The sequence below is a fragment of the Vagococcus salmoninarum genome, from assembly GCF_003987495.1.
Classification (GTDB): Bacteria; Bacillota; Bacilli; order Lactobacillales; family Vagococcaceae; genus Vagococcus_D; species Vagococcus_D salmoninarum.
In genome coordinates this window covers 1-24,807 of sequence record NZ_NGJU01000030.1, presented here as the reverse complement: position 1 = coordinate 24,807, position 24,807 = coordinate 1, and the positions used below count along the sequence as shown (strand labels likewise).

30 protein-coding genes are annotated in these 24,807 nt (G+C 37.9%); 19 read left to right on the top strand and 11 right to left on the bottom strand.

Annotated elements, in window-relative coordinates; genetic code table 11:
• Positions 1–13 precede the first annotated feature (13 nt).
• A complete protein-coding gene (locus tag CBF35_RS14135; protein ID WP_170174817.1) occupies positions 14–1,132 on the top strand; it encodes a YibE/F family protein in 1,119 nt (372 codons plus the stop codon).
• The gene (locus CBF35_RS14130; protein ID WP_126782374.1) at positions 1,129–1,893 is read left to right on the top strand and encodes a YibE/F family protein; all 765 of its coding nucleotides are present in this window, start codon (positions 1,129–1,131) and stop codon (positions 1,891–1,893) included. The genes CBF35_RS14135 and CBF35_RS14130 overlap by 4 nt, the downstream gene beginning before the upstream one ends.
• 114 nt (positions 1,894–2,007) lie before the next feature.
• Here the strand turns inward: CBF35_RS14130 and CBF35_RS14930 are convergent, their stop codons facing one another.
• Positions 2,008–2,148, bottom strand: a complete 141-nt coding sequence (locus CBF35_RS14930) for a putative metal homeostasis protein (RefSeq protein ID WP_170174816.1) — start codon at positions 2,146–2,148, stop codon at positions 2,008–2,010.
• A gap of 147 nt (positions 2,149–2,295) precedes the next feature.
• On the opposite strand from CBF35_RS14930, the gene rpsN reads away from it, so the two are divergent.
• From rpsN to CBF35_RS14110, 4 genes are all read left to right on the top strand, one after another.
• Positions 2,296–2,565, top strand: a complete 270-nt coding sequence (gene rpsN / locus CBF35_RS14125; RefSeq protein ID WP_126782372.1) for a 30S ribosomal protein S14 — start codon at positions 2,296–2,298, stop codon at positions 2,563–2,565.
• A 30-nt stretch (positions 2,566–2,595) separates the two neighbouring features.
• Positions 2,596–3,891 (top strand): metal ABC transporter solute-binding protein, Zn/Mn family, encoded by a 1,296-nt coding sequence (locus CBF35_RS14120; protein WP_126782370.1) that lies wholly within the window; start codon positions 2,596–2,598, stop codon positions 3,889–3,891.
• A gap of 178 nt (positions 3,892–4,069) precedes the next feature.
• A complete protein-coding gene (locus CBF35_RS14115; RefSeq protein WP_170174815.1) occupies positions 4,070–4,813 on the top strand; it encodes a phosphopantothenoylcysteine decarboxylase domain-containing protein in 744 nt (247 codons plus the stop codon).
• Entirely contained in the window at positions 4,810–5,361 is a 552-nt protein-coding gene (locus tag CBF35_RS14110; protein ID WP_126782366.1) for a flavoprotein, read from the top strand. Before CBF35_RS14115 ends, CBF35_RS14110 begins: the two co-directional genes overlap by 4 nt.
• Positions 5,362–5,442: 81 nt before the next feature.
• Here CBF35_RS14110 and CBF35_RS14105 read toward each other — a convergent pair whose 3' ends face one another.
• Positions 5,443–5,922 carry a nucleoside 2-deoxyribosyltransferase gene (locus CBF35_RS14105; RefSeq protein WP_126782363.1) on the bottom strand — a complete coding sequence of 160 codons (480 nt, stop codon included), beginning with the start codon at positions 5,920–5,922 and terminating at the stop codon, positions 5,443–5,445.
• 165 nt (positions 5,923–6,087) lie between these two features.
• Here CBF35_RS14105 and CBF35_RS14100 point away from each other — a divergent pair, with 165 nt between their 5' ends.
• From CBF35_RS14100 to CBF35_RS14090, 3 genes are all read left to right on the top strand, one after another.
• Positions 6,088–7,263: a 3D domain-containing protein gene (locus CBF35_RS14100; RefSeq protein WP_126782361.1), complete on the top strand. Its 1,176-nt coding sequence runs from the start codon at positions 6,088–6,090 to the stop codon at positions 7,261–7,263.
• Between the two features lie 1,039 nt (positions 7,264–8,302).
• On the top strand, positions 8,303–8,647 hold the full coding sequence (locus CBF35_RS14095; RefSeq protein WP_170174814.1) for a recombinase family protein: 345 nt from the start codon (positions 8,303–8,305) through the stop codon (positions 8,645–8,647).
• A gap of 200 nt (positions 8,648–8,847) precedes the next feature.
• On the top strand, positions 8,848–9,411 hold the full coding sequence (locus CBF35_RS14090) for a GNAT family N-acetyltransferase (RefSeq protein ID WP_126782358.1): 564 nt from the start codon (positions 8,848–8,850) through the stop codon (positions 9,409–9,411).
• Between the two features lie 55 nt (positions 9,412–9,466).
• On the opposite strand, the gene CBF35_RS14085 is transcribed toward CBF35_RS14090, so the two are convergent.
• Both CBF35_RS14085 and CBF35_RS14080 read right to left on the bottom strand, forming a co-directional pair.
• The gene (locus tag CBF35_RS14085) at positions 9,467–9,991 is read right to left on the bottom strand and encodes an LURP-one-related/scramblase family protein (protein ID WP_126782356.1); all 525 of its coding nucleotides are present in this window, start codon (positions 9,989–9,991) and stop codon (positions 9,467–9,469) included.
• A gap of 26 nt (positions 9,992–10,017) precedes the next feature.
• Complete coding sequence (locus tag CBF35_RS14080; RefSeq protein ID WP_126782354.1) at positions 10,018–10,887, bottom strand: Cof-type HAD-IIB family hydrolase; 870 nt, start codon at positions 10,885–10,887, stop codon at positions 10,018–10,020.
• Between the two features lie 124 nt (positions 10,888–11,011).
• Here CBF35_RS14080 and CBF35_RS14075 point away from each other — a divergent pair, with 124 nt between their 5' ends.
• The 3 genes from CBF35_RS14075 (at position 11,012) to tsaE (ending at position 13,407) form a co-directional block, all read left to right on the top strand.
• On the top strand, positions 11,012–11,692 hold the full coding sequence (locus CBF35_RS14075) for a uracil-DNA glycosylase (protein ID WP_126782352.1): 681 nt from the start codon (positions 11,012–11,014) through the stop codon (positions 11,690–11,692).
• Between the two features lie 161 nt (positions 11,693–11,853).
• Positions 11,854–12,834: a phosphate acetyltransferase gene (pta, locus tag CBF35_RS14070; RefSeq protein ID WP_126782350.1), complete on the top strand. Its 981-nt coding sequence runs from the start codon at positions 11,854–11,856 to the stop codon at positions 12,832–12,834.
• A gap of 93 nt (positions 12,835–12,927) precedes the next feature.
• Positions 12,928–13,407, top strand: coding sequence for a tRNA (adenosine(37)-N6)-threonylcarbamoyltransferase complex ATPase subunit type 1 TsaE (tsaE, locus tag CBF35_RS14065; protein WP_126782348.1), 480 nt, complete (start codon positions 12,928–12,930; stop codon positions 13,405–13,407).
• A gap of 13 nt (positions 13,408–13,420) precedes the next feature.
• Here the strand turns inward: tsaE and CBF35_RS14060 are convergent, their stop codons facing one another.
• The 6 genes from CBF35_RS14060 to CBF35_RS14035 all read right to left on the bottom strand — a co-directional run bounded on the left by CBF35_RS14060 (position 13,421) and on the right by CBF35_RS14035 (position 18,514).
• Positions 13,421–13,954 (bottom strand): 3'-5' exonuclease, encoded by a 534-nt coding sequence (locus CBF35_RS14060; protein ID WP_126782346.1) that lies wholly within the window; start codon positions 13,952–13,954, stop codon positions 13,421–13,423.
• A gap of 115 nt (positions 13,955–14,069) precedes the next feature.
• Complete coding sequence (locus CBF35_RS14055) at positions 14,070–14,726, bottom strand: hypothetical protein (RefSeq protein ID WP_126782344.1); 657 nt, start codon at positions 14,724–14,726, stop codon at positions 14,070–14,072.
• 27 nt (positions 14,727–14,753) lie between these two features.
• Positions 14,754–15,518 (bottom strand): exodeoxyribonuclease III, encoded by a 765-nt coding sequence (locus tag CBF35_RS14050; RefSeq protein ID WP_126782342.1) that lies wholly within the window; start codon positions 15,516–15,518, stop codon positions 14,754–14,756.
• Positions 15,519–15,694: 176 nt separating this feature from the next.
• On the bottom strand, positions 15,695–17,431 hold the full coding sequence (gene yfcC, locus CBF35_RS14045; RefSeq protein WP_126782340.1) for a putative basic amino acid antiporter YfcC: 1,737 nt from the start codon (positions 17,429–17,431) through the stop codon (positions 15,695–15,697).
• 127 nt (positions 17,432–17,558) lie between these two features.
• Entirely contained in the window at positions 17,559–18,086 is a 528-nt protein-coding gene (locus tag CBF35_RS14040; protein ID WP_126782338.1) for a GNAT family N-acetyltransferase, read from the bottom strand.
• 20 nt (positions 18,087–18,106) lie between these two features.
• Positions 18,107–18,514 (bottom strand): ASCH domain-containing protein, encoded by a 408-nt coding sequence (locus CBF35_RS14035; RefSeq protein ID WP_170174813.1) that lies wholly within the window; start codon positions 18,512–18,514, stop codon positions 18,107–18,109.
• Positions 18,515–18,697: 183 nt separating this feature from the next.
• On the opposite strand from CBF35_RS14035, the gene CBF35_RS14030 reads away from it, so the two are divergent.
• From CBF35_RS14030 to CBF35_RS14015, 4 genes are all read left to right on the top strand, one after another.
• Positions 18,698–19,186, top strand: coding sequence for a GNAT family N-acetyltransferase (locus tag CBF35_RS14030; protein WP_126782334.1), 489 nt, complete (start codon positions 18,698–18,700; stop codon positions 19,184–19,186).
• Positions 19,187–19,192: 6 nt separating this feature from the next.
• Entirely contained in the window at positions 19,193–19,654 is a 462-nt protein-coding gene (locus tag CBF35_RS14025; protein WP_126782332.1) for a GNAT family N-acetyltransferase, read from the top strand.
• Between the two features lie 11 nt (positions 19,655–19,665).
• Positions 19,666–20,553 (top strand): GNAT family N-acetyltransferase, encoded by an 888-nt coding sequence (locus tag CBF35_RS14020; protein WP_126782329.1) that lies wholly within the window; start codon positions 19,666–19,668, stop codon positions 20,551–20,553.
• A gap of 99 nt (positions 20,554–20,652) precedes the next feature.
• Complete coding sequence (locus CBF35_RS14015; RefSeq protein WP_126782327.1) at positions 20,653–21,039, top strand: HsmA family protein; 387 nt, start codon at positions 20,653–20,655, stop codon at positions 21,037–21,039.
• Between the two features lie 61 nt (positions 21,040–21,100).
• On the opposite strand, the gene CBF35_RS14010 is transcribed toward CBF35_RS14015, so the two are convergent.
• Positions 21,101–22,093, bottom strand: a complete 993-nt coding sequence (locus tag CBF35_RS14010) for a linear amide C-N hydrolase (RefSeq protein WP_126782325.1) — start codon at positions 22,091–22,093, stop codon at positions 21,101–21,103.
• A gap of 417 nt (positions 22,094–22,510) precedes the next feature.
• On the opposite strand from CBF35_RS14010, the gene CBF35_RS14005 reads away from it, so the two are divergent.
• From CBF35_RS14005 to CBF35_RS13995, 3 genes are all read left to right on the top strand, one after another.
• Positions 22,511–22,897, top strand: a complete 387-nt coding sequence (locus CBF35_RS14005) for a MerR family transcriptional regulator (RefSeq protein ID WP_126782323.1) — start codon at positions 22,511–22,513, stop codon at positions 22,895–22,897.
• Positions 22,894–23,706, top strand: a complete 813-nt coding sequence (locus CBF35_RS14000; RefSeq protein ID WP_126782321.1) for a DUF4362 domain-containing protein — start codon at positions 22,894–22,896, stop codon at positions 23,704–23,706. The genes CBF35_RS14005 and CBF35_RS14000 overlap by 4 nt, the downstream gene beginning before the upstream one ends.
• A gap of 129 nt (positions 23,707–23,835) precedes the next feature.
• Positions 23,836–24,609, top strand: coding sequence for a helix-turn-helix domain-containing protein (locus CBF35_RS13995; RefSeq protein ID WP_170174812.1), 774 nt, complete (start codon positions 23,836–23,838; stop codon positions 24,607–24,609).
• The last annotated feature ends 198 nt before the right edge of the window (positions 24,610–24,807 follow it).

Sequence of the window (24,807 nt, the reverse complement as noted above, 5' to 3'; positions counted from 1 at the left end):
AGGTGGTCAGAAATTGCAACAAAACAAACAGTGGCAGGGACTTAAAATACTTGGGTGTTGGTGTCTCGTTATCCTCGTGCTGTCGCCAATTTATTTTAGGACTAAAAATTACGAAAGTTATCAAGAAACAATCGGCGTTGTTACACAAGTTAGTCAAGGGGATAGTCGGGACAGCGAAGACGAATGGCAAAATCGCGACCGTGAGTATCAGCAACAAGTGACATTTGAACTTAAAAATGGCGAATTTCAAGGCGAAACTTTGACTTTGCCGAATAGTTATACGTATTCAGGAGTTAATGATCAACGCTATCAGTTTAAAGATAAGGTCTTTCTTGATGTTAAGATGGAAGAGGGCCAGCTAACTGGTGGGATTAATGGGGTGAAACGAGATGAGTCCTTGGCTTTCTTAGCCTGTCTTTTTATCTTATTATTACTCATTGTTGGTCAAAAAAGTGGCTTCTTTTCACTGATTAGTTTAGTCGTCAACGGGCTCTTCTTGTCTAGTTTAATCGATCTCTTTATTAAAAGTAATAGCACCAAATTATTGCTGTTTTTTATATTGGGAATCCCCTTATTTGTCATTGTCTCCCTAGTCTTAGTCAGTGGCTTTAATCAAAAAACTGGGGGAGCAATCATTGCTACCTTGTTAGGGACGTATCTGTCATTTAGCGTGGGATGGTTAGTGATTACCCTTTTAAATCATCGGGGCCTTCGCTATGAAGAGATGGGCTTTATTACCCGTTCACCGGTTGATATTTTTTTAGCCAGCTTATTAGTCGGTTGTTTAGGAGCTGTTATGGACGTAGCGATGACGATTGCCTCATCGTTACATGAACTGACGTTGAAAAAACCAGATATTACTAGTCAAGAATTAATTCATTCAGGGAAAATCATTGGTAAAGACTTGATGGGGCTAATGGCAAATGTCCTGCTCTTTTCATATATTAGTGGCGCTTTGCCTTTAATTATTGTGTTACTAAAGAATAGAATGTCTTTTAATTATACCTTTTCCATGGTTTTATCTTTAGAGTTTGGTCGTGCCTTAGTTGGTAGTTTAGGAATTGTTTTAACGATTCCCCTAACCATTTATACGGTAGTTGCCTTACTGAAGTTTAGGAGGAAACCAGCATGAGCGTGTTAGTCGTCTTAACAGTCATTTTATTTCTAGCCATGCGTTGGGTAGGCGAAGAGCGTGGGACGATTTCCTTTGTCTCCCTCTTTTTGAACTTAGGCTTGATGTTTATCACTGTTTTATTTATTACTAATGGTTTTCCCCCCTTAGTCATTACTTTAATCGCTTCTCTAGCAATTAGTTCTGTTAATTTGTTCTTCATTAATCAAATGAATAGTAAAACTATCGTCGCCTTTATCGCGACAATCTTGACTTTAGTCATAGTTTTATTGTTAATTTTTTATGTCGTAAATAAATTAAAAGTTCAAGGCCTTGGCGAAGATGAGCTGTTTGAAATGGATATGTACTCACTAAAAGTCGGAATTGATTTTGTGACAATTAGTAGTTGTATGATTGTCATGAGCACGATTGGTGCGATTAATGACACAGCCATGTCGATTGCATCGGGAATGAACGAAGTCTATCATTATGACCCCAAGATCAGTCAAAAAGAATTGTTCTTATCAGGTATGCGAGTCGGTCGGGATATTTTAGGAACGACCACGAATACGCTCTTTTTTGCTTTTTTAGGCAGTAGCTTAGCCTTACTCATTTGGGTGAAAGACTTGAATTATAGTGTAACGATGATTTTAAATTCAAAAGTTATGGCAGGGGAACTTGCTAGTATTTTATTCAGCGGCATGGGAGTCACCTTGATTATTCCCATGACTGGCTGGCTAATGGCTGTTAAGTTAACAAGCCGCCCGAAAGAGTCAAAATAAAACTTAAACCCCGCTACTTAGCTAGGCCCAGAAGCCAACTTAAGTAGCGGGATTTTTATTTTTGAAGAGATGTAAAAAGGCTCCGACTCAAGCAAGAGCCGTATTAATTAGAAATTACTTTGCCATTTTTAAGAAATGCAGACTTCTTTTTTTGGCTTGATACTCTTTAATAATTTTTAATGCCCGTTTGCGAGTTTTGATATTGGGACTTTTTAACCGGCGATGAGCACTAGCTAAATCGATTTTTTCAACCATTGTTGGACCTCCTTCAAATTAAATAAAATAACTGTTGCTAAACTGAAAGATTCAGTTTATACTAAAAAGACAAAACGGAACGATTACGCTTTGTTGTTTTATATTAACGATTACTGTTAGTGATGTCAAGTCGTAAAGGAGCAGAAGATGGCAAGGAAAGCAAAAATAGCGAAAGCTGAAAAGCAACGGATAATGATTGAAAAATATCGTGAACAACGAGTTGCATTAAAAATAAAAGGTGATGTTGAAGGCTTGCGAAAGTTACCGAAAGACTCACGACCAAGTCACCATAAGAGTCGGGACCTAATTGATGGCCGGCCAAGGGGATATTTAAGTAAGTTTAAAATGTCACGTATTAGATTTCGCGAATTAGCCCACAAAGGTCAATTACCGGGGGTCAAAAAAGCCAGTTGGTAACATAAATAACTAAAAAAATGGAGCGAAAAAATGAAAAATAAAAAAATGGTAATAAAGTTGTTAGTGGTCTTTGGTTTAGTTATGGTTTTAGCCAGTTGTGGTCGGAAAACAACGACTGAAGAGAGTCAAGAAGGGTTAAAAGTCATTACAACCTTTTTCCCAGTCTATGAATTTACCCGCCAAGTCGTTGGCAGTGAAGGTGAGGTTAGTTTATTAGTAGATGGCAATATCGATCCTCATGATTTTGAACCTAGCGCCCAAGACATTGCTAGAATTCAAGAAGCGGATGTGTTTGTCTACCATGGAGATGATATGGAAGCCTGGGTGCCTAGTGTGTTAGAAGCGATTGATACAAGTCAAGTAACGGTGATTGAAGCTAGTGAAGGGCTAACCCTACTAGCAGGTGCAGAAGATGACCACGCTCATGACCATGACCATGAGGGCGAGGAAAGTGAGCACGATCATGACGATCACGACCATCATCATGATCATGACCATTCGGGGTTACACCTCCATGGGATTAAAGACCACTATCATTCTGGGGACAAAGTCCTTCTTGAAGCTCATGGCTTAGCAGACCTTGAGTTTGAAAAAATCCAATGGTTAATTAAAGAAGCAGACGATCAGTTTGTACCAATTGAAGGTGAAACTTCAGAAACGTTAGAACTAACGATTACGAAAACCTTAGAAATTGGCTTGCAAGTAGTCGATAGTCAAGGGCAGGTCACTGGCGAAATCACGCCAGTGCAATTGGTAGTTGATGATCATGAGGAAGAAGCTCATCATGGCCACACACACAGTCATGAATTTGATCCCCATACTTGGTTAGATCCTGTCTTAGCGCAACAAAAAGTTGCCACGATTACAGAAAAGTTAAGTGATGCCTATCCAGCGAACAAAGATCAGTTTGAGAAAAATCAAGCAGCTTACAACAGTGAATTGAAGGCATTAGATGAAGAATTTGCAACAGCCTTTAAAGAGGCTGAAAATCGTTTGTTTATTACCCAACACACAGCCTTTGCTTATCTGGCTAATCGCTATGATTTAGAACAACGGGGGATTTCTGGGGTGTCAACTGAATTAGAACCAACTGCTAAAGAATTAGCTGACATGGAAACTTTCGTTAAAGAAAATGATGTCAAAGTTATCTTTACAGAAGATCAAGCCTCGGAAAAAATTGCTAAAACGGTGGCTGATAGTACCGGTGCTGAACTAGCGGTATTATCACCATTGGAAAATGTGTCTCAGTCTGACCGAGAAGCTGGCGAAACCTACCTCTCGATTATGCGGAAAAATTTAGAGGCCCTAAAAAAAGTCATTAATTAAGATCTTTTACTTCTATTTAAAGCCAATTCTCAAGCTGGCTTTAAGTAGAAGTTTTTTTAAAACCTTAACTTTTTACTAGCTTTAAGCAAAGTACTGTTAATTTAACTAAAACTGGACTAAAATTAACCTTGGATGAGTGAATTGAAAATTCTAAATGAAAAGAGATAGGAATGACGATATGCGCATACTTATAACGGCTGGTGGAACAGTTGAAAGAATCGATGACGTTCGTGGCATTACTAATTTTTCAACGGGACGGTTAGGCAGTTTGATTGCAGAAGAATATGCGGGAAATCCGGCAGTTTCGGTGACCTTTATTCACGGGAAGACGAGTTTAAAACCTGCCAACCCAGCTATCAAGTTAATCGAAATAGCTTCGGTAGGAGATTTATTAGAAGCGGTAACGGACTGCTTAACAAAAGAAACGTATGACGTAGTCGTCCATAGTATGGCAGTCAGCGATTATTATTTAACTGGGACAGCAAGTGAAGAAGCCGTGATTAATGAGTTGCTTAGGAGCGACGGAACAACAGCTACGCTAAAAACTAACTTACAAGGAAGTTTTACACCAATCGATCAGGGCAATCAAAAAATTAGTTCGGATATAGAAACGATGTATTTTCAATTGCAAAAAACGCCGAAAGTCATTAATCATATCAAAGAGTTACAACCTGAAACAATCTTAGTGGGCTTTAAGTTATTAGTAGGGGTGGAAACCGCTGATTTATTAACAGTAGCGAAAAAACTGATGGTTAAAAATCAATGTGATTACGTCTTAGCAAATGACAAACAACAAATTAGTGGTGATCAACATATTGGTCATTTAGTAGATACTACCGGAAATTATGAAACATATAAGACAAAACAAGCCATTGCTCAGGGAATAGTTGAGCAAACAGTGAGAGGAAGAAAGTCAAAATGAAACGAGTCGTATTAGGTGTTAGTGCCAGTATCGCTGCTTATAAAGCAGCTCAATTAGTAAGTGATTTAGTTAAAGAGGGAGTCGATGTTCATGTGATTATGACCAAACATAGCACGGAATTCATCACGCCTTTAACAATGCAAATTTTATCAGGAAATCCAGTGCATATTGATATTATGACAGAGCCTTCTGTTGAAAGAATTAATCATATTTTCTTAGCTCAAAATAGTGATTTACTATTAATTGCTCCAACAACGGCTAATATGATTGGTAAAATTGCTAACGGCATTGCCGATGATATGTTGTCAACTGTCTGTATGGCGACACCAACAACGATTCCTCGCCTATTCGCCCCAGCCATGAATACGAAAATGTATGAGCAACCAGTTACTCAAGATAATATGGCGAAAATGACTCGTTATGGTTACGAAGAAATTAAACCAATTAGCGAACTGCTAGCTTGTGGTGATGTGGGAATTGGTGCTATGGCGCCAGTCAGTGAAATTGTTGCAAAAGTAATGGAAGAATTGTCGAAAAAAACTGTTTAATTAAATAAAAAAGCAGCAGTGACTAAGGTCACTGCTGCTTTTTTATTTGAATAATTTCACGAAGGTATGGTCTAATATAGCTTATAAATAGTCTTTAATCGTAGTTAACCATTGTTCTTCGGTACTTATGACTTGGCCGTTTAGTTTAACGAGACCAATCGTATAAAGGTTAGCGTAAGGGAATTGAGATTCTGCAACTTCTTGCAAAGCTGCTAGTTTTTCTGGTGAATCTGCTCCTTGTTGGCGGCTATCAGAAAATAAACCAAGAACGGGAATGCCTGCTTGATAAGCGACGCCAATTTCCGAAGCAACCCCAACATCAATCACAGGCCCGTCAAGGACAGCGATCATTAACTTACTAGCTAACAATGCATCAGTATCGTATTTAGCAATGGTTTTTGCATCAGCGTAATTGCTTTTGTCATTAATATCCCCTTGTTCTTGAGGCACGTAAAAAGTTTCAGAGGGGTAAAGTTGACGGAGTTTTGCGACTAAATAAGCATTGTATTTTAATTCCATACTTGAAAAAAGTGGTGAAGCATAGTATATTTGTTTATTCATGGTATAAAATCTCCTTCTTTGCGTTTATTATTACATCTTAACTATAGCTTATCCCAAACTGTAATAAATTGTAAAGTAAATGTTATATTTCTCTTAAGAATATTTAGTATAATAGAGAAGTTGAAACTCCGAAGAAGAAGAGAAATTTGAAAGGTGTTGTCAGTATTGAAATCTCGAAAGATCATCTATGTAATGCTACTAACTGTCTTATTCTCAGTAGCTACGCCGACTCTAACTTTAGCAACTTCTGTTGAAGATATTAAAAAAGAAGAAAATAAAGTTAAGCAAGAAAGCGCGTCAATTACCTCTGAAATAGATACTGTTGTTGAGTCAATTAATAAAAAATATCAAGAACTAGCTAAACTAGATAAAGAAATGTCAGCTTCTAAAAAAGAAATTACGCAAACAAAAGCTGATATTGTTACAACCCAAGAAAGCATTGAAAAACGTTCAGAACTAGTAGCCGAACGAATGAAAGATGCTCAAATTCGTGGGGCAGGTCAAAATTCAATTCAAGCCTTATTAGATTCAGAAAGTTTAACTGATTTTTTAAATCGCGCTTATGCGGTAACAGTGTTACAAAATGCTGAAAAATCAAAGATTGATTCATTATTTAGTGATAAAGAAAAATTAGATGAATTAGAAGCTAAACTTGAAGAAACTCAGAGTGAATTAACCGGCCAACAAACAGTTGCGCAAACAGAGAAAGCGACCTTAGATAATGAAGTCGCTGCTTTGCAAGATAAGTTAGCTGCAAATGCTTCTGCCTTATCAGCTTTAACGAGTGAACGAATCGCGAAAGAAAATGCTGAAAGAGAAGCAGCTGCTAAAGCAGCCGCCGAAGCTCAGGCAGCCGCTGAATTACTAGCTGCGGAAAAAGAAAAACCTGAAGCACCAGCTAATGATTCTTCAAGCTCAAGCAACCAATCTGGTTCAAGCTCAGACTCAAACAGTAACAGCTCGTCAAATAATAACACTAATAATGGTGGCGGCACACCAATCGTGCCACCAGTTACCCCGCCAATTACTCCGCCGACGACACCAAATCCGCCAGCAACTGGTGGTATCTCTGGTCAAGCCACAGCGTATATTGCCACAGGTAACAACACGGCAACGGGAACAGTCCCAACGCCAGGTCGGACAATTGCCGTTGATCCTAGTTTAATTCCATTAGGTTCAAGAGTTCAAATTGAAGTCCCAAGTAACCCTAGATATTCAGGTATTTATACTGCTGAGGATACTGGTGGCGTCGTCCACGGTGCGATTATCGACATCTTTGTTGGTAGTCAAACAGAAGCCGTTAACTTCGGTCGTCGTAGTATTATTATTACTGTATTATAACAATTAAAGTTTAAGATTCCAGGCATTAGCTAGGAATCTTAGGCTTTTTTACTTATCTTGATCTAACGTAAATGGCTAATTACCTATTTATTTGACCAATTTTTAGGGATTCCTATAATGTGATGCAAAAGCGTTTTACTAAAGGGAGACTAAGTTTGATTAAATCATATGCAAGGTTAAAATTGCAGGATTTATTCAAAAAGATTAGACAGCCTTGTCAGAGATGATAAGGCTGTTTTTTGGTTAAGTTAAAAAGAGTATCACTTGGTTTTTTTGAAAGAAATTAGTCGGTTTGGTTATAAATTTGAGGTTTCAAAAGTTCTTAGGTTAATTTAATTAAGTGTGAAGGCATTTATTCAGCGACAAATTTTACATTAAAGAAAAAAGACCCAGAATGTTAAGCAACTAAACTAATGTATATAAATGGTTAAAATATCGTTTAAATATCATTAAACTGAGATTAGAAGTCACTAATGGGACTTTTGAATTTGTTTATAAAAATTAAAATCTAAAAAAAAAAATTATGAAAAAAAGTAAAAAAAAAAAGAGAGTTTAATCTTGATCTATGTGTTATATTGTAACTGATTGGAAGAAAGTGTCTAATAGTTCGGGAACGTTAACGAACAGTACAGCATGTTGAACATCGTAAGAAGACTTATACATGCAAAAAAAGGAACAATATTAGACAGAAAAAAAATCAAAATAGTTTTCAAACTTTTTTTACTTTGTATAATATATCTTATGTGAATAAGGAAACCTTTACTAACAGTCTTCTAAAGTTCTCAATTCAATAGTAGCATATTTCGCCAAAACAGTAAATATATTAAAATTGATAAATGGTCCTTTAAATTGACGTAAGCAGTGTTAGACCAATGTTTCATTAATAAATGTATCTGATTTTTTTTAGTGTTTTTCCATTCAGGTTCACATAAGATATATTATACAAAGGTTAGTTTGTGCATAAAAACACTTGATGAAGCATAAAAAAAAGATAAAAAGATAATTGATGTTTTTTAATTTACGGGAGGTGGCAAAACAAATGAAGACATACGGTTATGTTCGAAAAAGTTACTTAGCTAGTGCGGACGAACAAATGAAAAAACTTGATAAGTATACTTGCACTAAAATTTTTGTAGAAAATGAGAAAGCTGCTGGCGAGTTAGAATTGAGACAATTATTAAATGAAATTAGTAGTGACGATTGTTTAGTCATACTCAGCATGAAAATTTTTGGTAAAAGTGCTTCAGAATTAATCGCTTTGATGGTGGAATTGAAAGAAAAATCTATTCGCTTAATTAGCATTCAAGATGAGCTTGATTCGACAAAGCCCTTATCCTTTTACCAAATTACTGAGATAGTAGCAAATAGTTTAGAAGAGAAATAAGGTCACGTAGAGCCCACAATTAAAATTGACTGTAGTGACACTAAAAAATAGTAAATATTAAATGATCTCCTAAGATAAAAAGAAATATTCAGCTTAAGGAAATTTAGGCTGAATATTTCTTTTTTAATGCCATTAGTTGACTTTTTTTGTCTTAATTCGTACAATTTTGAGAGATAGATAGAATTAGGAGGCATTAGTAAGTGATTAGACAAGCAAAAAAAGAAGATGTAGAACAAATTATTCCGTTAATTTTGATTATCTTAAAAGATATGGAGCTAGAATTTTTAGCAAAATACGGCATCAAGAAAGTTAGTGATGTTTTAAGAGCCGGTTATGTCACGGAAACATTTCGTTACAGTTATCAACGAGCCATTGTTGATGTTGAAGGGGAGCAAATTTTAGGTGTGGCTTTTGGCTATAAAGACTCCGAGGAAGATCTGATAGACCAACCTTTAGTTGATATCTTGCCGTTGTTTGAGATTCCAGCAGAGGAAAAGATGTTCACAGATAAAGAAGCTTTTGCTGATGAATGGTACTTAGACAGTATCGCTGTTAGAGCAGATCAGCGTGGTCAAGGAGTCGGCGCTCGCTTGTTAAAAGCACTGCCAGACTTTGCTAAAGAACAAGGGGCTAGCAAGCTTGGTTTAAGTGTGGATGATGGCAATCCGCGAGCGAAACAGCTTTACTTGAGACAAGGTTTTGAAGACGTCGGTCGGACGGTAATCAGTGGCCATGACTATGACCATATGCAACGGTCAGTCTAATTAATAAAAGACTAATCTTGAACCACTCATGAGAGTGACAAAAGATTAGTCTTTTTTAATAGTCTAATTCAGGAAAGAGTTTTTTGAATTCTAGTCCTTGTTTATGGCGATTAAGGAGCCAGTAATCAAGGACAGCGGCAATACAAATACAAAGTGGGGCATCAGCATCATCAAAAACGACAAAATGGTGGAACTCTCCATCTGTTAAAGTCTTTTTCTTTAAGGTCATCACTTTTCGATTTAGCTGATAAATATGATAGTCTTGATTTTTGATGTCACCAATTACTACCCAGCCTAACTGGTGGACATAATAAAAGTCGCGATGAATAGACAGAATCCGTTGTAAGGAACCAACTTTTTCAAACTCTTGATAGAGATCAAAACGAGCACCGATCGGCATGGCGAAGGTAGCTTGTTTAATGCTTGCCACAATCTCACCATTCATTTGATAAAGTGAGAGGACGTCTCCCCGGGTGCCCCAACGGCCAACCATTAAGAAAACTGGTTCCCCAGCTTCATTTTTAATAATCGTGCGGGCGTTACTAGACAACAAATTTTGGCGAATAAAAAAGTCAGACATTCAATCACCCCATTTTGTAGTGGCTCTTATAAATTCTCGTCGATAGCTCGGCGAATCGCTTTACCAACACCACTATCTGTGTGATGGGGCGCTTCGTAACGGGCAATCGCTTTAACTCCTGGTTCAGCATTTTCCATGGCGAAACTGACGCCAGCGATTTCTAACATACTGACATCGTTAAAGTTATCACCAATCGTCATAACCTCCCTTAGAGGAATGTTTAAAGATTCAGCAATTTGTTTCACGGCAATGCCTTTTTGGGCATTCACATGATTGATTTCAATATTATTTGGAAAAGATGACGTCACGATCAAGTCAGGCAAGGTCTCTAATTGCGCTTGTAACGGACCTAAGACCGTTTTACCACTTTGCGAAAAAGCGATAAATTTTAAAATCTTTAAGTCGGGATTATCAAGCAACGACTCATAGTCATCCACATGATTGATTTCTAATAAATCTAGTTGAGCCGCCGCCATGGCCACAGCCATTTTAAAAGTTAAATGAGGCAAGTGATTAGCTAACATCGTCGCCATATTTTCGATGCGGTGATGTTTGCTATCAGAGTAAATCCCATGATTTGTGGCAATTTCAAAATAAACATGAGCATTTTTTAACTCAGTCATAATGGCAAGTGCTGTTTCTTTAGTAAATTGAATCGTAAATAGCTCCTTGCCGTCCTTATCGAAGGCTTGTGCCCCGTTGACAGCAATGAGTGGGCATTTAATCCCAGCTTCTTGTAAGGCCGGTACAGCTTCCGTATAGCCTCGCCCTGTCGCGACGACGAATTGTGCGCCGTGACTTTCAGCATAACGAATCGCTGCGATGTTCTCAGGTGAAATATCCATCTTAGAACCTAATAATGTACCATCCATATCTGAAGCAATTAATTTAATCATTCATTTTCCTCCTAAAGTGTGGTCACTTTCATTTTACCATCTTTTTAACAATTAGGCATGTTTACTAATTTACCTTGTTGAATTTCCTAGTTTTTAGTATTCTAGAGGAAAGGATGTGACGTTAATGAGAGTGACTATCGGTAATCAATGGCAAAAGTTGTTTTTAACAGAAAGTCAAAAACCGTATTTTAGCCAGTTACAAAAATTTGTTGAAAAAGAATACCAAGAGAAAAGTATTTACCCGGAACAAGAAAATATCTTCAAAGCCTTTGAGTGGACCTCTTACGAAAAAGTCAAAGTCGTTATTTTAGGCCAAGATCCTTATCATGGAGCAAATCAAGCCCACGGGTTAAGTTTCTCTGTCCTACCAGGGAATAAAATCCCCCCCTCCTTAAGAAATATTTATCAAGAGTTAGCCAGTGATTTAGGGACTGAGCCGGTGACTCATGGTTATTTAGAAAGCTGGGCGAAAGAAGGGGTCTTATTGCTAAATACAGTTCTAACAGTAGCTGAAGGCCAAGCCCATTCCCATCGAAATCAAGGCTGGGAAATCTTTACAGATCAAGTGATTCACGAATTAAATCAACGCAGGGAGCCAATTGTCTTTATTTTATGGGGGAAGCCGGCTCAAAGTAAAATTAAGATGATTGATCAAGAACGGCATCACATTATCCAAGGCCCTCACCCCAGTCCCTTATCTGCTTACCGAGGATTCTTTGGAACGAAGCCCTTTTCAGAAGCCAATCGTTTGTTGAGAGAAAATGGTCAAAAAGAGATAATATGGCAATTACCAATAACTGTATAAGTTTTTGCTAAAAACTGTACTAGCGATTTGTGTAATAACCAACTATTAATGAATCTATCAACAAATTTGTTGGATAATACAGAGCTTTTTAACTGTTCTTTTTAGCTTTTTAGGTGTATGATAGATTATGAAGTCATAAATCAAATCTTGGAGGTAAGACATTGGACATGTTTGAAGGATTAAAGGAACAAATTAAAGGTAAAGATATTAAACTCGTTTTCCCAGAAGGAACAGATGTAAGAGTACTAGGAGCAGCAACTCGTCTTGGTGCAGAAGGTTTAATTTCACCAATCGTTATTGGTAATCAAGCAGAAGTTGAAGAAATTGCAACTAGCCGTGGTTTCATAACAACTGGTTTCACGATCATTGATCCAGAAACTTATGCTAACTTTGACAACATGGTAGCATCTTTTGTTGAACGTCGTAAAGGCAAAGTAACAGAAGACCAAGCTCGGACAATCTTAAAAGATCCTAACTACTTTGGTACAATGTTAACTTACATGGACGAAGCTGCTGGTATGGTCAGTGGTGCGATTCACTCAACTGGTGATACTGTACGTCCAGCTCTACAAATTATCAAAACAAAACCAGGAGTTAGCCGAACAAGTGGTGCTTTCCTAATGGTTCGTGGCCGTGACGAAGAGAAATACTTATTCTCTGACTGTGCGATCAACGTAAATCCAAACGCTCAAGAATTAGCTGAAATCGCTGTCGAAAGTGCTAAAACAGCTGAAATGTTTGGGATTGACCCGAAAGTTGCGATGTTAAGCTTCTCAACTAAAGGTTCTGCTAAATCTGAAGAAGTAACAAAAGTTGCTGAAGCAACTAAAATTGCTCAAGAATTAGCTCCTCAATATGAAATTGATGGCGAATTACAATTTGATGCTGCTTATGTGGCTTCAGTTGGTCAACAAAAAGCGCCAGATTCAAAAGTTGCTGGTAATGCAACAGTCTTTATCTTCCCTGAAATCCAATCAGGTAACATTGGTTACAAAATTGCTCAACGTTTCGGTAACTTTGAAGCAATCGGACCAATCTTACAAGGGTTAAACAAACCTGTTTCTGATTTATCTCGTGGTTGTAATGAAGAAGATGTTTACAAATTATCAATCATTACGGCTGGACAAACGTTATTAGGTTAATCTCTAAGACAAACTACTCAACTCTGTTGGGTAGTTTTTTTTTTCATAAATAGGTATACTAAGAGCAGAAGAAAAGTAAGCGAGGAAATGTAAATGTTAGAATATCAATTGAATAATGTCGATGAAACCCAAGGGTTAGCCGAAAGTATCGGAAAAGTCTTGTTGAGTGGGGACTGTCTCGTCTTAACCGGGGAATTAGGAGCTGGCAAAACCACCTTTACGAAAGGTCTAGGGATTGGCTTAGGGATTGAACAGATGATTAAAAGTCCGACCTATACGATTGTTAGAGAGTACCGCAAAGGTCGGTTGCCACTATTTCATATGGATGTTTACCGTTTAGAAGAAGGTGCCGGTGATTTAGGTTTAGAAGAATATTTTGAAGCTGAGGGTGTTTCAGTCGTTGAATGGGGACAAATGATTGCTGAAGAGCTACCTAGTTCTTATTTAGAAATTATTTTGAGCTATCAAGTAGCGGAAGACAGCCGAAAATTAGTGCTCAAACCAGTTGGTCAAAGGGCGGCTGATTTAGTTTCACGAATTGAAAAAGCGATAAAAAAAGCGGAAAATCCTTAGATTTTCCGCTTTTTTACATGTATTTAACGAGTTCTTTCAGAGGTTCAATCCCAAACTGTTCCGCTTGATACAATAAAATATTGGCACAAGCGATACTATCTTCCAAGGCATTGTGGTGATTATCTAAAGAGATATTAAGGTAATCACAGACTGTATTGAGACGGTGATTTTCAAAATCAGGAAAAAGTTTCCGGCTAGTTTTGACAGTGCACAAGGACAAGTAGTGAGGTTGCTCAAGGTTGTAGTACTCAAGGCAGCCTTTTAGAACGTTACAGTCAAAGGCAGCATTATGGGCAACGATTAAGCGGTTCTCTTGAAAGAAGCCTTTAATTTCTTCCCAGACTTCAGGAAAAGTCGGGGCATCAACAACGTCTTCTGGTTGAATGCCGTGAACTTGAATGTTTCGCCAGTGAAAATCAGTTTCCGGTTTGATCAGTGAATAATAACGGCCAACGATTTTATCGTCTTGGACCATAATTAAAGCGACTGAACAGGCACTGTGCTTTTGGGCGTTAGCTGTTTCAAAGTCAAAAGCAATAAAATTCATTGTAACAACTCCTTTAATTGATCTTGTAAGTATTATAACCCACTTCCAAGAAAGAAAAAAGACTAGTCTGACAAGGATTTCTATTTGAAATCAGATCTCTCAGCTAGTCTTTTTATTAATTACTTTTTTTCTTACGACGTCTTTTCTTCCGGCGACCAGAACGACTGGCTTCTCTTTCAGCCAATTCTTTGGCGGCTTTTTCTTTCTTTCGCGCAAACAAAACTAAAGTTAAAATTGTCAAAATAATTAGAATGATCAAAGCGATAATCGCTAGTAACATCGGTGTTGTTAATTTTTTAGCTGGGCTATTTGATTCTGCCTTAGAAGATGCAGGTTGTTCCGGACTACCACTCACGCCAGTTTCTTTTTGATTGGCATTTGAGGAACTCGTTGTTAAATTATTTTCAGAGGTATCTTTAACAGAACTAGCTGCTGTAGGATCATAAGAATCTCCAATCACAAAGTCATAGTCAATGTCAGTTGATTGGTCATTAATAAAATCAGCAAAGGCAATGGTAGTTTTATCTATGCCTTCAGGAACTTCGATTTCAAAAGAACCATCAGCAGCCACTGGAATCGAGCCAACAATATCCGCTAAAGAAATATTAACATCAGGTAAGGTTTTTCCAGATAAAATCCGGCTCTCTTTGTCAAAGCTTAAATCAGTTACAAGTGGTTCTTTAGCTTCTTCACCATAAGTCGTTAAGGGAGAGCTAAGGAGCCACAGACAACTAATGAGTCCGATGACGACTAACTTTTGAATTTTTTTCATAAAGTAACCTTCTTTCCTTTAAGATAATTAGTTATCAAAGTTCATGATTTCTAGTTCAACTGGACAATGGTCGCTACCGACAATGTCCTTGTGGATCGTAGCATCGACTAACCGGTCAGTTAATTTTGTTGAAGTTAAAAAATAATCAATCCGCCAGCCAGCATTGTTTTGCCGGGCGTTAAAGCGGTAGCTCCACCAAGAGTAGGCCCCTTCTAAAGTTGGGTAAAAATGTCGAAAAGTATCAACGAAGCCTGTCTCTAGTAAGTCTGTAAATTTGGCTCTTTCTTGGTCAGAAAAACCAGGGTTTTTACGATTGGTTTTCCAGTTTTTTAAATCAATGTTTTCATGAGCAACATTTAAGTCCCCACAAACAATCACCGGTTTTTGGGTTTCAAGCTCTTGTAAATAAGCGGAAAAATCACGTTCCCACGCCATGCGGTAATCAAGACGTTTTAACTCATTTTGGGAGTTAGGAGTATAGCAAGTGATTAAAAAATATTCAGGATACTCTAAAGTAATGAGTCGTCCTTCTTGGTCGTGCTCTTCAATTCCTAAACCGTAAGTGACAGCTAAAGCAGCTTCTTTCGCAAAAATGGCTGTTCCAGAATAGCCTTTTTTTACAGCATAATTCCAATATTGATGATAGCCAGGTAAGTCTAAGTCGATTTGTCCGGCCTGCAGTTTTGTTTCTTGTAGACAGAAAAAATCGGCATCAAGTTCATTAAAAATCTCAATAAAACCTTTTTTGACAACGGCTCTCAGTCCGTTAACATTCCATGAAATTAATTTCATTCCTCATCGCCTCCGTTAAGTAACTCTCCTACCATTGTATCGAAAAAAGGAGCTGACGTCATGTTTTTGCTTTTTTTGCTTTAAAAAATTAATTTAATTGGCGGCAACCAGTCGTGATAACACCAATCGTAATTTAAAGAGAAAAAACCAGCCTGTTTAGCAGACTGGTTTGTTTGTTATTGTAAACCGATTAAAATCGCAATAATGATAAAGGCAGAACCTAATAAAAAGAGGAAACCTTGCATTTTAATTTGGAACTTAGCCCATTTCGTCCAATCAATCCGAGCCACACCTAGAACACCAATTAAACTAGCAGAAACGGGTGTAAAGGCATCGACGAAGCCAGCGCCTAATTGATAAGCTAAAACAGCGACTTGACGAGAGACTCCTAAGATATCAGCTAAAGGCGCCATAATTGGCATCGTTAACGCTGCTTGACCGGAGTTTGATGTCACAACTAGATTGAATAAGCTTTGGAAAATGTACATAAATAAAGCCCCAATGACACTAGGAACCCCAGTTAAGAGATTTCCGATACTGTAGAGAATGGTATTTAAGGTTGAAGCCACATTTGCGTCAGCACCACCTAATACAAGGAGAATCCCTTTCGCCATCCCAACGACAATTGCGGTACCAGCTAGATCAGCCACCCCACTTTGGAATGAGGAAGCAATCTCATTGATTCCCATATTGTTTAATTTAAAGATCACAGCAATAATTCCGGCAACTAAGCCCATGACGAAGAATTGGGAAGCAATCTCAGGAATGTAATACCCTTTTGACGTGACACCCCAAATAATCCAGAGTAAGACAGCTAACATTTCTAGTAAAATTAATTTGTGACCTAATAAGAAAGGTTTTTGCTCTTCTTCAGTCGTAGCAATTCGTTCACGAAAATAATCATCGGATTGATGAGTTGTTGATAATTCCGGTTTTTTGCGGATTTTTTCTGCGTAGACCATCATGTAAATAGCTGAGAGACTAGTAATCGTCACCCACATAATTAAGCGGAAAGTGGCACCAGATAAGACTGGTACACCAGCAATTCCTTGGGCAACTGCTACGCTAAAAGGACTCATCCATGAAGCGGCGTTACCGATTTGCGAGGCGACATATGTTACGGTAATGGCGACAATCGAGTCGTAACCTAGGGCGATTACGAAAGGTACCATGATCATCGCAAAGGGAATGACTTCTTCCGCCATTCCAAAAGTTGCCCCACCCAGTGAGAAGACAAAGAAGATAATCGGTAAGGCGAGACGTTCTAGGCCTTTAGTTTTGCTAATAAAGGCAAAAATACCAGCATCAATTGCGCCAGTTGCCATAATAATTCCAAATGACCCACCAACAACTAAGATTAAAGCAACAATTCCTACAGCAGAACCGTATTTATCTCCAGAAGCTAAGCCCTCGAAAATATAATTTAAGAATCCAAAACCACCGAAATCATCAGTTCCCCAAATTTTAGCAGTTTTATGCAGTTTTTTATCAGTATTATACATTTCTTTGCCGTACAATTCGTACAGCACGTCATCTGATAAAGCTAACTCATCCAGCTTTTCTTGGGTTAAGTCTTTTTCGCCTTCAGCTAAGACCGTTGTTAAAGCTTCTTGGTCGACTTCTAGCTCAGCTAAAGCTGTCTGATCTTTGGCTAAGTCAGATAACTCTTCAAAGACAAACTGTTGATTAAGAGGGTAACTATAACGGAAGGAATCTTTATCTAAGACAGTCCGGGTAGTCACACCGCCATCAGGGTTTTCGATTTCAATTTCGTTAGTGCTAAATTTTCCAGCAGGGACTAAAAAAGTAATGAACCAACAAAATAGTACAACACCAAAAATAATCGCATAAGTATGAGGTGTTTTTATTTGTGTTAAATCCCGTTGGTTTGGTTTCTTTTTAAATAATGACACAGTTGATCAATCCTCTCGTTTTATGAATAAATGCTAAATTTCAATGAATTTTAATGAATAAAAAACCAAAATCTAGTATATCATAAAACAAGCTTGAGGAATATAGTTCTAAGTAGAAAAATTACCCTTAACTTCCTTGTGAGCCTGGAGTAAAAGACCAGTTAAAACACAGAGCCACATGACGCTTTTGGCCGAAAGTCTGGGACTTGTGACTAATTAACTGGCCACCTTGTTTCTGGTAAAACTGATAGGCTGGCAGATTCTCAGCTAAGACCCATAGACAGAAGTCTTCTTGACGTTTTTGGTAATGCGCAATGGCTAATTTAAATAGTCCTTCACCAATCCCTTGACGGCGGTATGCTTGTAAAAGATAGAGGGCGAAGACTTCGTTTTTCGGTAAGGGGTCGGAATTATTAGGGTTTTGATTAAAAAGTAAGAAACCTATGACTTCTTCCTTTGCTGTCACAGCAATCCAAACATGATTAGTCGGCGTTTTAAAGATCCGTTGCCAGAGAGTATGAAAGTGTTCCGGCGTTTGGGTGGCGCTGAAAGTCGGGTCGATCAAGTGACTGTAAGTCGTGTGCCAAGCAGTGTGATGAAGAGTGGCCAGCTGTTTGGTATCACTGGACTGGCCGGGGCGATAATTGATACTCATAATGAATTCTCCTTTAGTTTTTATAGGCTAAGGGACGGGTCAGGAATTAAAGTGAACCAAGTACAGATCAGAGGGGTTTGATTAGTTAAGGTGACACCGTGTTTTTTGAGTAGCTTAGTATAGTAAGTTTCGTGAATCTGATACCAGTTGGCATAAGACCCATCCCCTTCTGCTATGGCAAAGGTAGAATCAATCTTGCCAAAAGGTTGCTCTAGGACGTTGGTGACTTGAACGTAACAAATGACGTGTTGCTGACCATCTTGAATTTGCCAAATGTCTCCAATTTTAGAAAGAGGCAGTTGCCTAAGGGGATAAAGTTCGGCTAAAGAGGAAGTGGCGATTTTGTCTCCTTGTAAAACTAATTGGGCTAAATGTGTTTGTTCTGATTCGCTACTGCCAAAAGCTACAATTTCTGAGAAATAAGTCATTGTTTTACCTCCAATTTTTAATAGTTTCATCTATTATAACTGAAGGAGTAGTCCTTAAGTAAGTAGTAGACACTAAAATAACTTTGGCTAGAACGGAATATAATTGAAGTAAAAGATTATTAAAGGGTATAATTAGATGAACGAGTGAAAAAGCTAACTTTAAAGAGAGCGTGGTGAGAAAATATGGCTAGAAAAATAAATTATCAAGAAGTGACTTTAGCGAACCAAACAGCGGTTAATGAACTGATAATCGCCGCCTTCAATGAAGATACTCTTAAGCATGGTCAAGGACCAGCTGGGGGACCACCTGGTTATGACAACGGGCAATTATTAGCAAAACTACAAGTCGAAGAGGGACTGTTGGAAAGTGTCTACTACCAAGAACAACTAATTGGCTGTTATTGTGTCCAACCGTTGCTAGGGAGGGAAAAAGCCGAACTACGTTTATTGTGTGTGGCTGTCACTCATCAAAATCAAGGTTTTGGCCAACAAATCTGGCAAGAGCTTGAAGAGCGTCTCCCGTATAAGCGCTGGTTAGTCGAAACACCTGCTTACAGTATTGATAATCAACGCTTTTATGAAGAGAGTTGCGGCTTTCATACAGTGGCAATTCGCGATTATCAAGGCAGTCAAGGAATTGTTTTTGAAAAGCAGATAGAGGGAAAGGACTGATAACTGATGGACGTTCAAGTCATTACGAGTGAGTTTGAAAAAGTTAAAATTACTCGTCATATTTTACAGCAGTTACCAGAATGGTTTGGCATTCCAGCAGCCAGGGAAGCCTATGTTGAGCAAGCCAAGAATTGTCAGATGTTGGCTTGTTTTTTCGAGGAGGAGCCGGTGGCCTTTATTACCGTGAATCAAAAATTTACTCACAGTGCTGAAATTGACGCCATGGGAGTCTTGCCGGCCTATCATCGTCAAGGTCTTGGTCGAAAGCTAATGACTGAAGCTAAAAAACAGTGCCGGGCGAGGAATGTTGCCTTTTTACAAGTCAAAACGTTGTCGGCAGATCATCCAGATTTGGGTTATGCTAAAACGCGCCGATTTTATCAAGAGATGGGCTTTGTGCCTTTAGATCTTTTTCCGGATTTGTGGGGGCAGGCCAATCCTTGTTTACAATTAATTTTAAGTATTTAAAGGAGTTTAAGATGACCGACTATCAATTAATTAAAAATTATCAGAAGGATCCGACTTTAAAAGCTAGTTTTATGGGATTAGCCAAAGAGACCTTCGAACTAGATTTTACGACCTGGTCTGAAGGAGACTTTTGGCAAAGTGAGTATCTTCCTTATGGATTTATTACAGAAAATGAAGTCGTTGCTAACGCCTCTGTCCAGAAAATGACTTTAGTTATCGCAGGTCAAGAATATCAAGCCATTCAGATCGGCACAGTTATGACGAAGGCAAGTCACCGAAACCAAGGCTTGGCTAAACAATTAATTCAGGAAATTATGACAGATTATCAAGGGTCAGTGGATTTGATTTATTTATTTGCCAATGAAACAGTCTTAGATTTTTACCCGAAACTAGGTTTTCAACGAGTATCGGAATTTCAAGGGAAGTTAGTCCTGGCGAAAAACCAGTTAAAAAGAACACAGTCAAAGTTAATTCAGCTTGACCCAAATAAAATTGAGGATGTTGAGTGTGTCTTTAAATTAGCTAAAAATCGCCAGATGATTTCTCAAAATATTGGTGTCAAAGACAATCATAATTTGTTAATGTTCTACTTCTTATTAGGGTTTCCAGAAAACACTTATTACTTAGCAGAATTAGAGACAGTTGTTATGATGGAACAAGTTGACAAGACTTTACATGTCTTTGATTTAATTTATCAAGGAGAACAAGCAGTCAGCGATCTTTTAGAAGAGCTGATAACTGAGGAGATAGAAGAGCTTATTTTATATTTTACACCTCTAGAAACAATCCCTAATTTACAATTTAGCGAAATAATCAACGAGGATGATTGTTTATTTGTTAGGGGGAAGGTCGAACTATTACAAGGGAATCATTTATTTCCATTGACGTCACATTGTTAAGAGAACCCTTTTTTAAAGGGTTCTTTTTTATTACAGTGAAAACCTGAAGTTTAGTTGACAAAGTGACAAGGTGTCACTTTCTTAGAAAGGTGGATGATTATGAGTTTAGATTTAATCTTGGCTAGTGCCGCCATGGTAATTGCGTTAATTTCTTACAGTATTGGGGTTTTTGGCGAACGTCGCACTGGCACAATTCAATTAAAACATTTATTTTTCTTTGTCGGCGGCTTAATTTTTGATACAACAGGGACGACATTAATGAATAAGATTGCTAGTGAGAACAACAGCTCCCAATTTGGCTTACACCAATTGACGGGCGGTTTAGCCCTCTTTTTAATGGGCTTTCATTTACTATGGGCCATCTGGGTTTATAAAAAAGGCTCAGATAAGGCGAAAGCTCAATTTAATAAATTTAGCTTAGGAGTCTGGGGTCTCTGGGTGATTTCATTCATTTTAGGAATGTTAGTCGGCATGGGAATCATCTAATTAGTTACATGTAACAAAAAACTGGTGGTGATCGAAAATTAATCGATCACCACCAGTTTTTTTATGTGAGGTCATAATAGTGAGGTGTTTTTTGGAGCTGATAAACTTTAGGCTGATCACAAGTCAGAAAATCTGGATCTAAAGTGACTCTTTGGATGGCTAAGTTATCATAAAGCTTAATGTATAAACTCAAATCCGTTTGATTGTAAAGGGAGGTGTACTGAGTATATTGAACTGAAACGCCGTCAGCAATCACCCCTTTAGGAATATCAACAGTAGCTAAAATATGAAAACCAAAGTTAGGTCCTTGTTCTTCCGTAACGGGCTGGCTCAGATTTAACAACATAGCACTTCGAATAAAACGAGCAGGCGAAGTAAAGTCGCCTGGTAGGCTAATTAAACCAGTCCCTTTACCAAAAGAAGGAATTTCTAATTTATCTAAAGACATATTTGGTCGGTTTGTCTTAGTTAAGCCGGAATAGTTCCGTAAGTTTGTTAAATGCCAATCGAAGGTGGGGCCGTTAGTCATAACACCAATCGGATTTTCAAAGACTTTAAACCCTAAAGGAATGGAAGGCTCAATCACAATACTGCGACCACTTAAATCTTTGAGAAAGAAATGTTGTGGCAAGCCACTTTCTTTAACGATTGACACATTAGGAATCCCGATGGTGTCTAAACAGTCGATAACTTGGTCAATGGTTTCGCACTGACTTAACAAGTAAAAGATGAGCAGTTCAGCATAAACTGGCTCTTTGCCAGCGGCTTTGATGTCTTCAACTGAGGCGTAGCGAAAATCATCAGCAAAGTATTGGGTAGAAGCAGCTAAGCCATGCTCATTAATACCGTCTAATACCATCGGCATGACTTGACCATCAGCTAAGGTACCAACACCTAAAACTGAATGTGTTGTTTGCCAAGGATAGATTTCCGCCGGGACAGCATAGTTTCTAGGAAACTGAATGACTGCATAATCATAATCAACATCGTATTCTTGGGTTCGGCCAAAAAATTCATGCTGACTAATTGTTTTATAACTAATACCTGTGCACATCTAAACATCACTCCATTTGTTATTGATGATTTAATAATACTCCTTAAATGAATCAGAGTACAGTTAGATGAGTAAAAAAAGTAACGTGATAGAAAAGAGTAAACGAATAGTGAAATGTCGCCAATTAACTTTTTGATTTAAAGCTAGCCCATTTAATAATGCTGCAACAAGTAGCCATGACAATCCCCAAAAAAGCATGGAGATGTTCTGATAGCTGAATAAAAGGCACAAACTACCTAGCAAATTAATTAATAAGGTAATGATTGGCAGTTCACGGTAGGTTAATAATGCTGAAATAGCCATGGTCATAGCATACAAAAAAATGATAATAGTAAAAAAAGTGTCATAAAAGCCCCCTATGGATATGATATAATTAAAACATAAGGGGTTAACCCCTCGTCAAGGGAGACTTGCAAGATGTTTATGGGCGAATTCGTAAAAAAGAATCACACAACGAAGGATCGAATTAGATATTACATTGAACTTGGTTTATTAACACCAATTAAAAAAAATCAATGGTATTGCTTTGAAGACAAGGATCAACAAGTATATGAAAGTATTATTGAATTAAAGGAGTTAGGCTTTTCCATTAAAGGCATTCAGAAAATTTATCGTAGCCATTTAGAAAAATGTGGCACAATTGAACAGTGGCAAGAAAATTTAGCAATTGTGACGCAAGAAATAGTTAATCTAGAAGAAGAAATTAAAGGATTAGCCAGTCGTGAAGTTAAATTAATGGACGTTAAAAATGACTTAGTCGCAGTTATCGAAGCTAATGAAAAAGGGAAGGAGCGTTCCAAATGAAACGTCTTAAAATTAGCCTCTTAATTTTAATCGCTGTACTACTGGTCGGTTGTCGTAAACCGTCAAAAGAGATTAGTCAATCAGCGGCAGAGTCAGTATCTGAGATGGCTATTTCTCAAAGTGCCAAGGTGCCTGCCTTAAATGGAAAATGGCAAGGGCGCTTAGGGACTTATGATGGTAATCAAACGTATCAAATCAGCTATGATCAAGATTTTTTATACTTTGGTCAAAAAAAATTAGTTGTGACAGGGGAGAACGACAATAGTGTATTTACTAAAACACTGGAAGAACAGTCATGGATTTATGAGTTTAGGCTAGTCGAAAATGGCTTAGTCGTGCTCCCCTCCTTTAAAATAACTAAAGGGGGCGTTGGTGGCGATTTAGCACCAATTGAGTTACTGCCAGTTTATCAAGAAACCTTAGAAGTTAACTTTTTTGATGAGGAAGAAGTCAGTGATTATCACACCGTCATGAAAAAGATTTACGATTTAGCGGAAAAAAAGCAACCTTTCGAGCTAAAGGTAATTACGTTTACGATCGAAGGCGACCCGATTAGTCAGCAAATCACTTACGATCAAGAAAAAATTTATTACATAGAAGACAATCGGGAAGATCAGTACGGTGGCGAAGAAAGAGGTATTGTTAAGGTGACTTTTAACCAACTTACTTACCGGGAAGTCAAAGATTCAGAACTAGCGACAACAGAAAAACTGCGGAAAGAATACGTGTTAAGTGGCGGCTCAAAAGTTAAAGATTATTCAGAAGTCGTCTTTGATGTCACCGAGTCCCCAGAGGAATTCATTGAATAATCAGTTAAAAGCTTGATAAATCAAGAAAGCAACAAAGTGTTGCCTTAGTTATTTCTCGAAAAAGCAACAAGTCTCAGCTATGACTAGTCCTCATAGCCACCTATACTAATGTTAGAGGAGGCGAAACAAATGAATATTGCCGAGCAACTGAAGTTAGCTAGAAAAGCAAGAGCATTTACCCAGCAAGAAGTGGCAGAAGTTTTACATGTGACAAGAGCGACGATTTCTAGTTGGGAAGTCGGTCGGACGTATCCAAGTTTGGATTTATTAGTTGCCCTTAGTAATTTATATGATTTGTCCCTCGACACACTACTAAAGGGGGACGTAAAAATGGTCGAAAAAGTCAGTAAAGATGTCAAACAAAAGCAGGTTTATCAAAGAATTGTCATCGGGATAGTCGGGATAGTTAGCCTGTTTATCTTAATTAACATTGTTTGGTTGAGTATTAACCAGCAAAGTTATCAATACTTAGATAAACAGTGGCAAGTCCAAAAGGATGCTTATGAGCTTAAGGAAGGTGATGTCACATATCGGGCCCATAAAAAAGATATTAAGTCATTATTTCGCAATCATTATTTAAAAAAAGCCGACATTTGGGTCATGTCATGGGTTGATAACCGAGAAGACCCGACAGGTTATGGCTTAAATCTAACGATAGCAAATGGAGATGAGCTTTCCATGTTAGTTGAGGTTGGCAATAGTGGCACAGGTGGCTCTATTTATGTCGATAAAAACATGACATATCTTGATCATAAATACACGACTGAGTTATTACAAAATAGCGCACATCCAGAAGATTTGGCAAAAGTAAAAGAGTTTTTAGCAGAAAATCAAACAGAACTTAAAGAGCTATACCGTAAGACCCAAGAGCAGTATGAGTTAGTCAATAATAAGCAAAAGTGAGCCGGTCATAATGACAAATCATGACACTCGGTAAAACATCAAAAGAGTCAAAAAAAGTGGAAAACGTATTCTAAACTGTACCCTATAGAATGGACACGAAATAAAAAGCGTGCCTTCTGTAGGGTATTTTTGTATGATAAATAGAAAAGGAAGTGACACAAATGGGAATTAATAAGTTTACACCGCAAGAGGTGACAG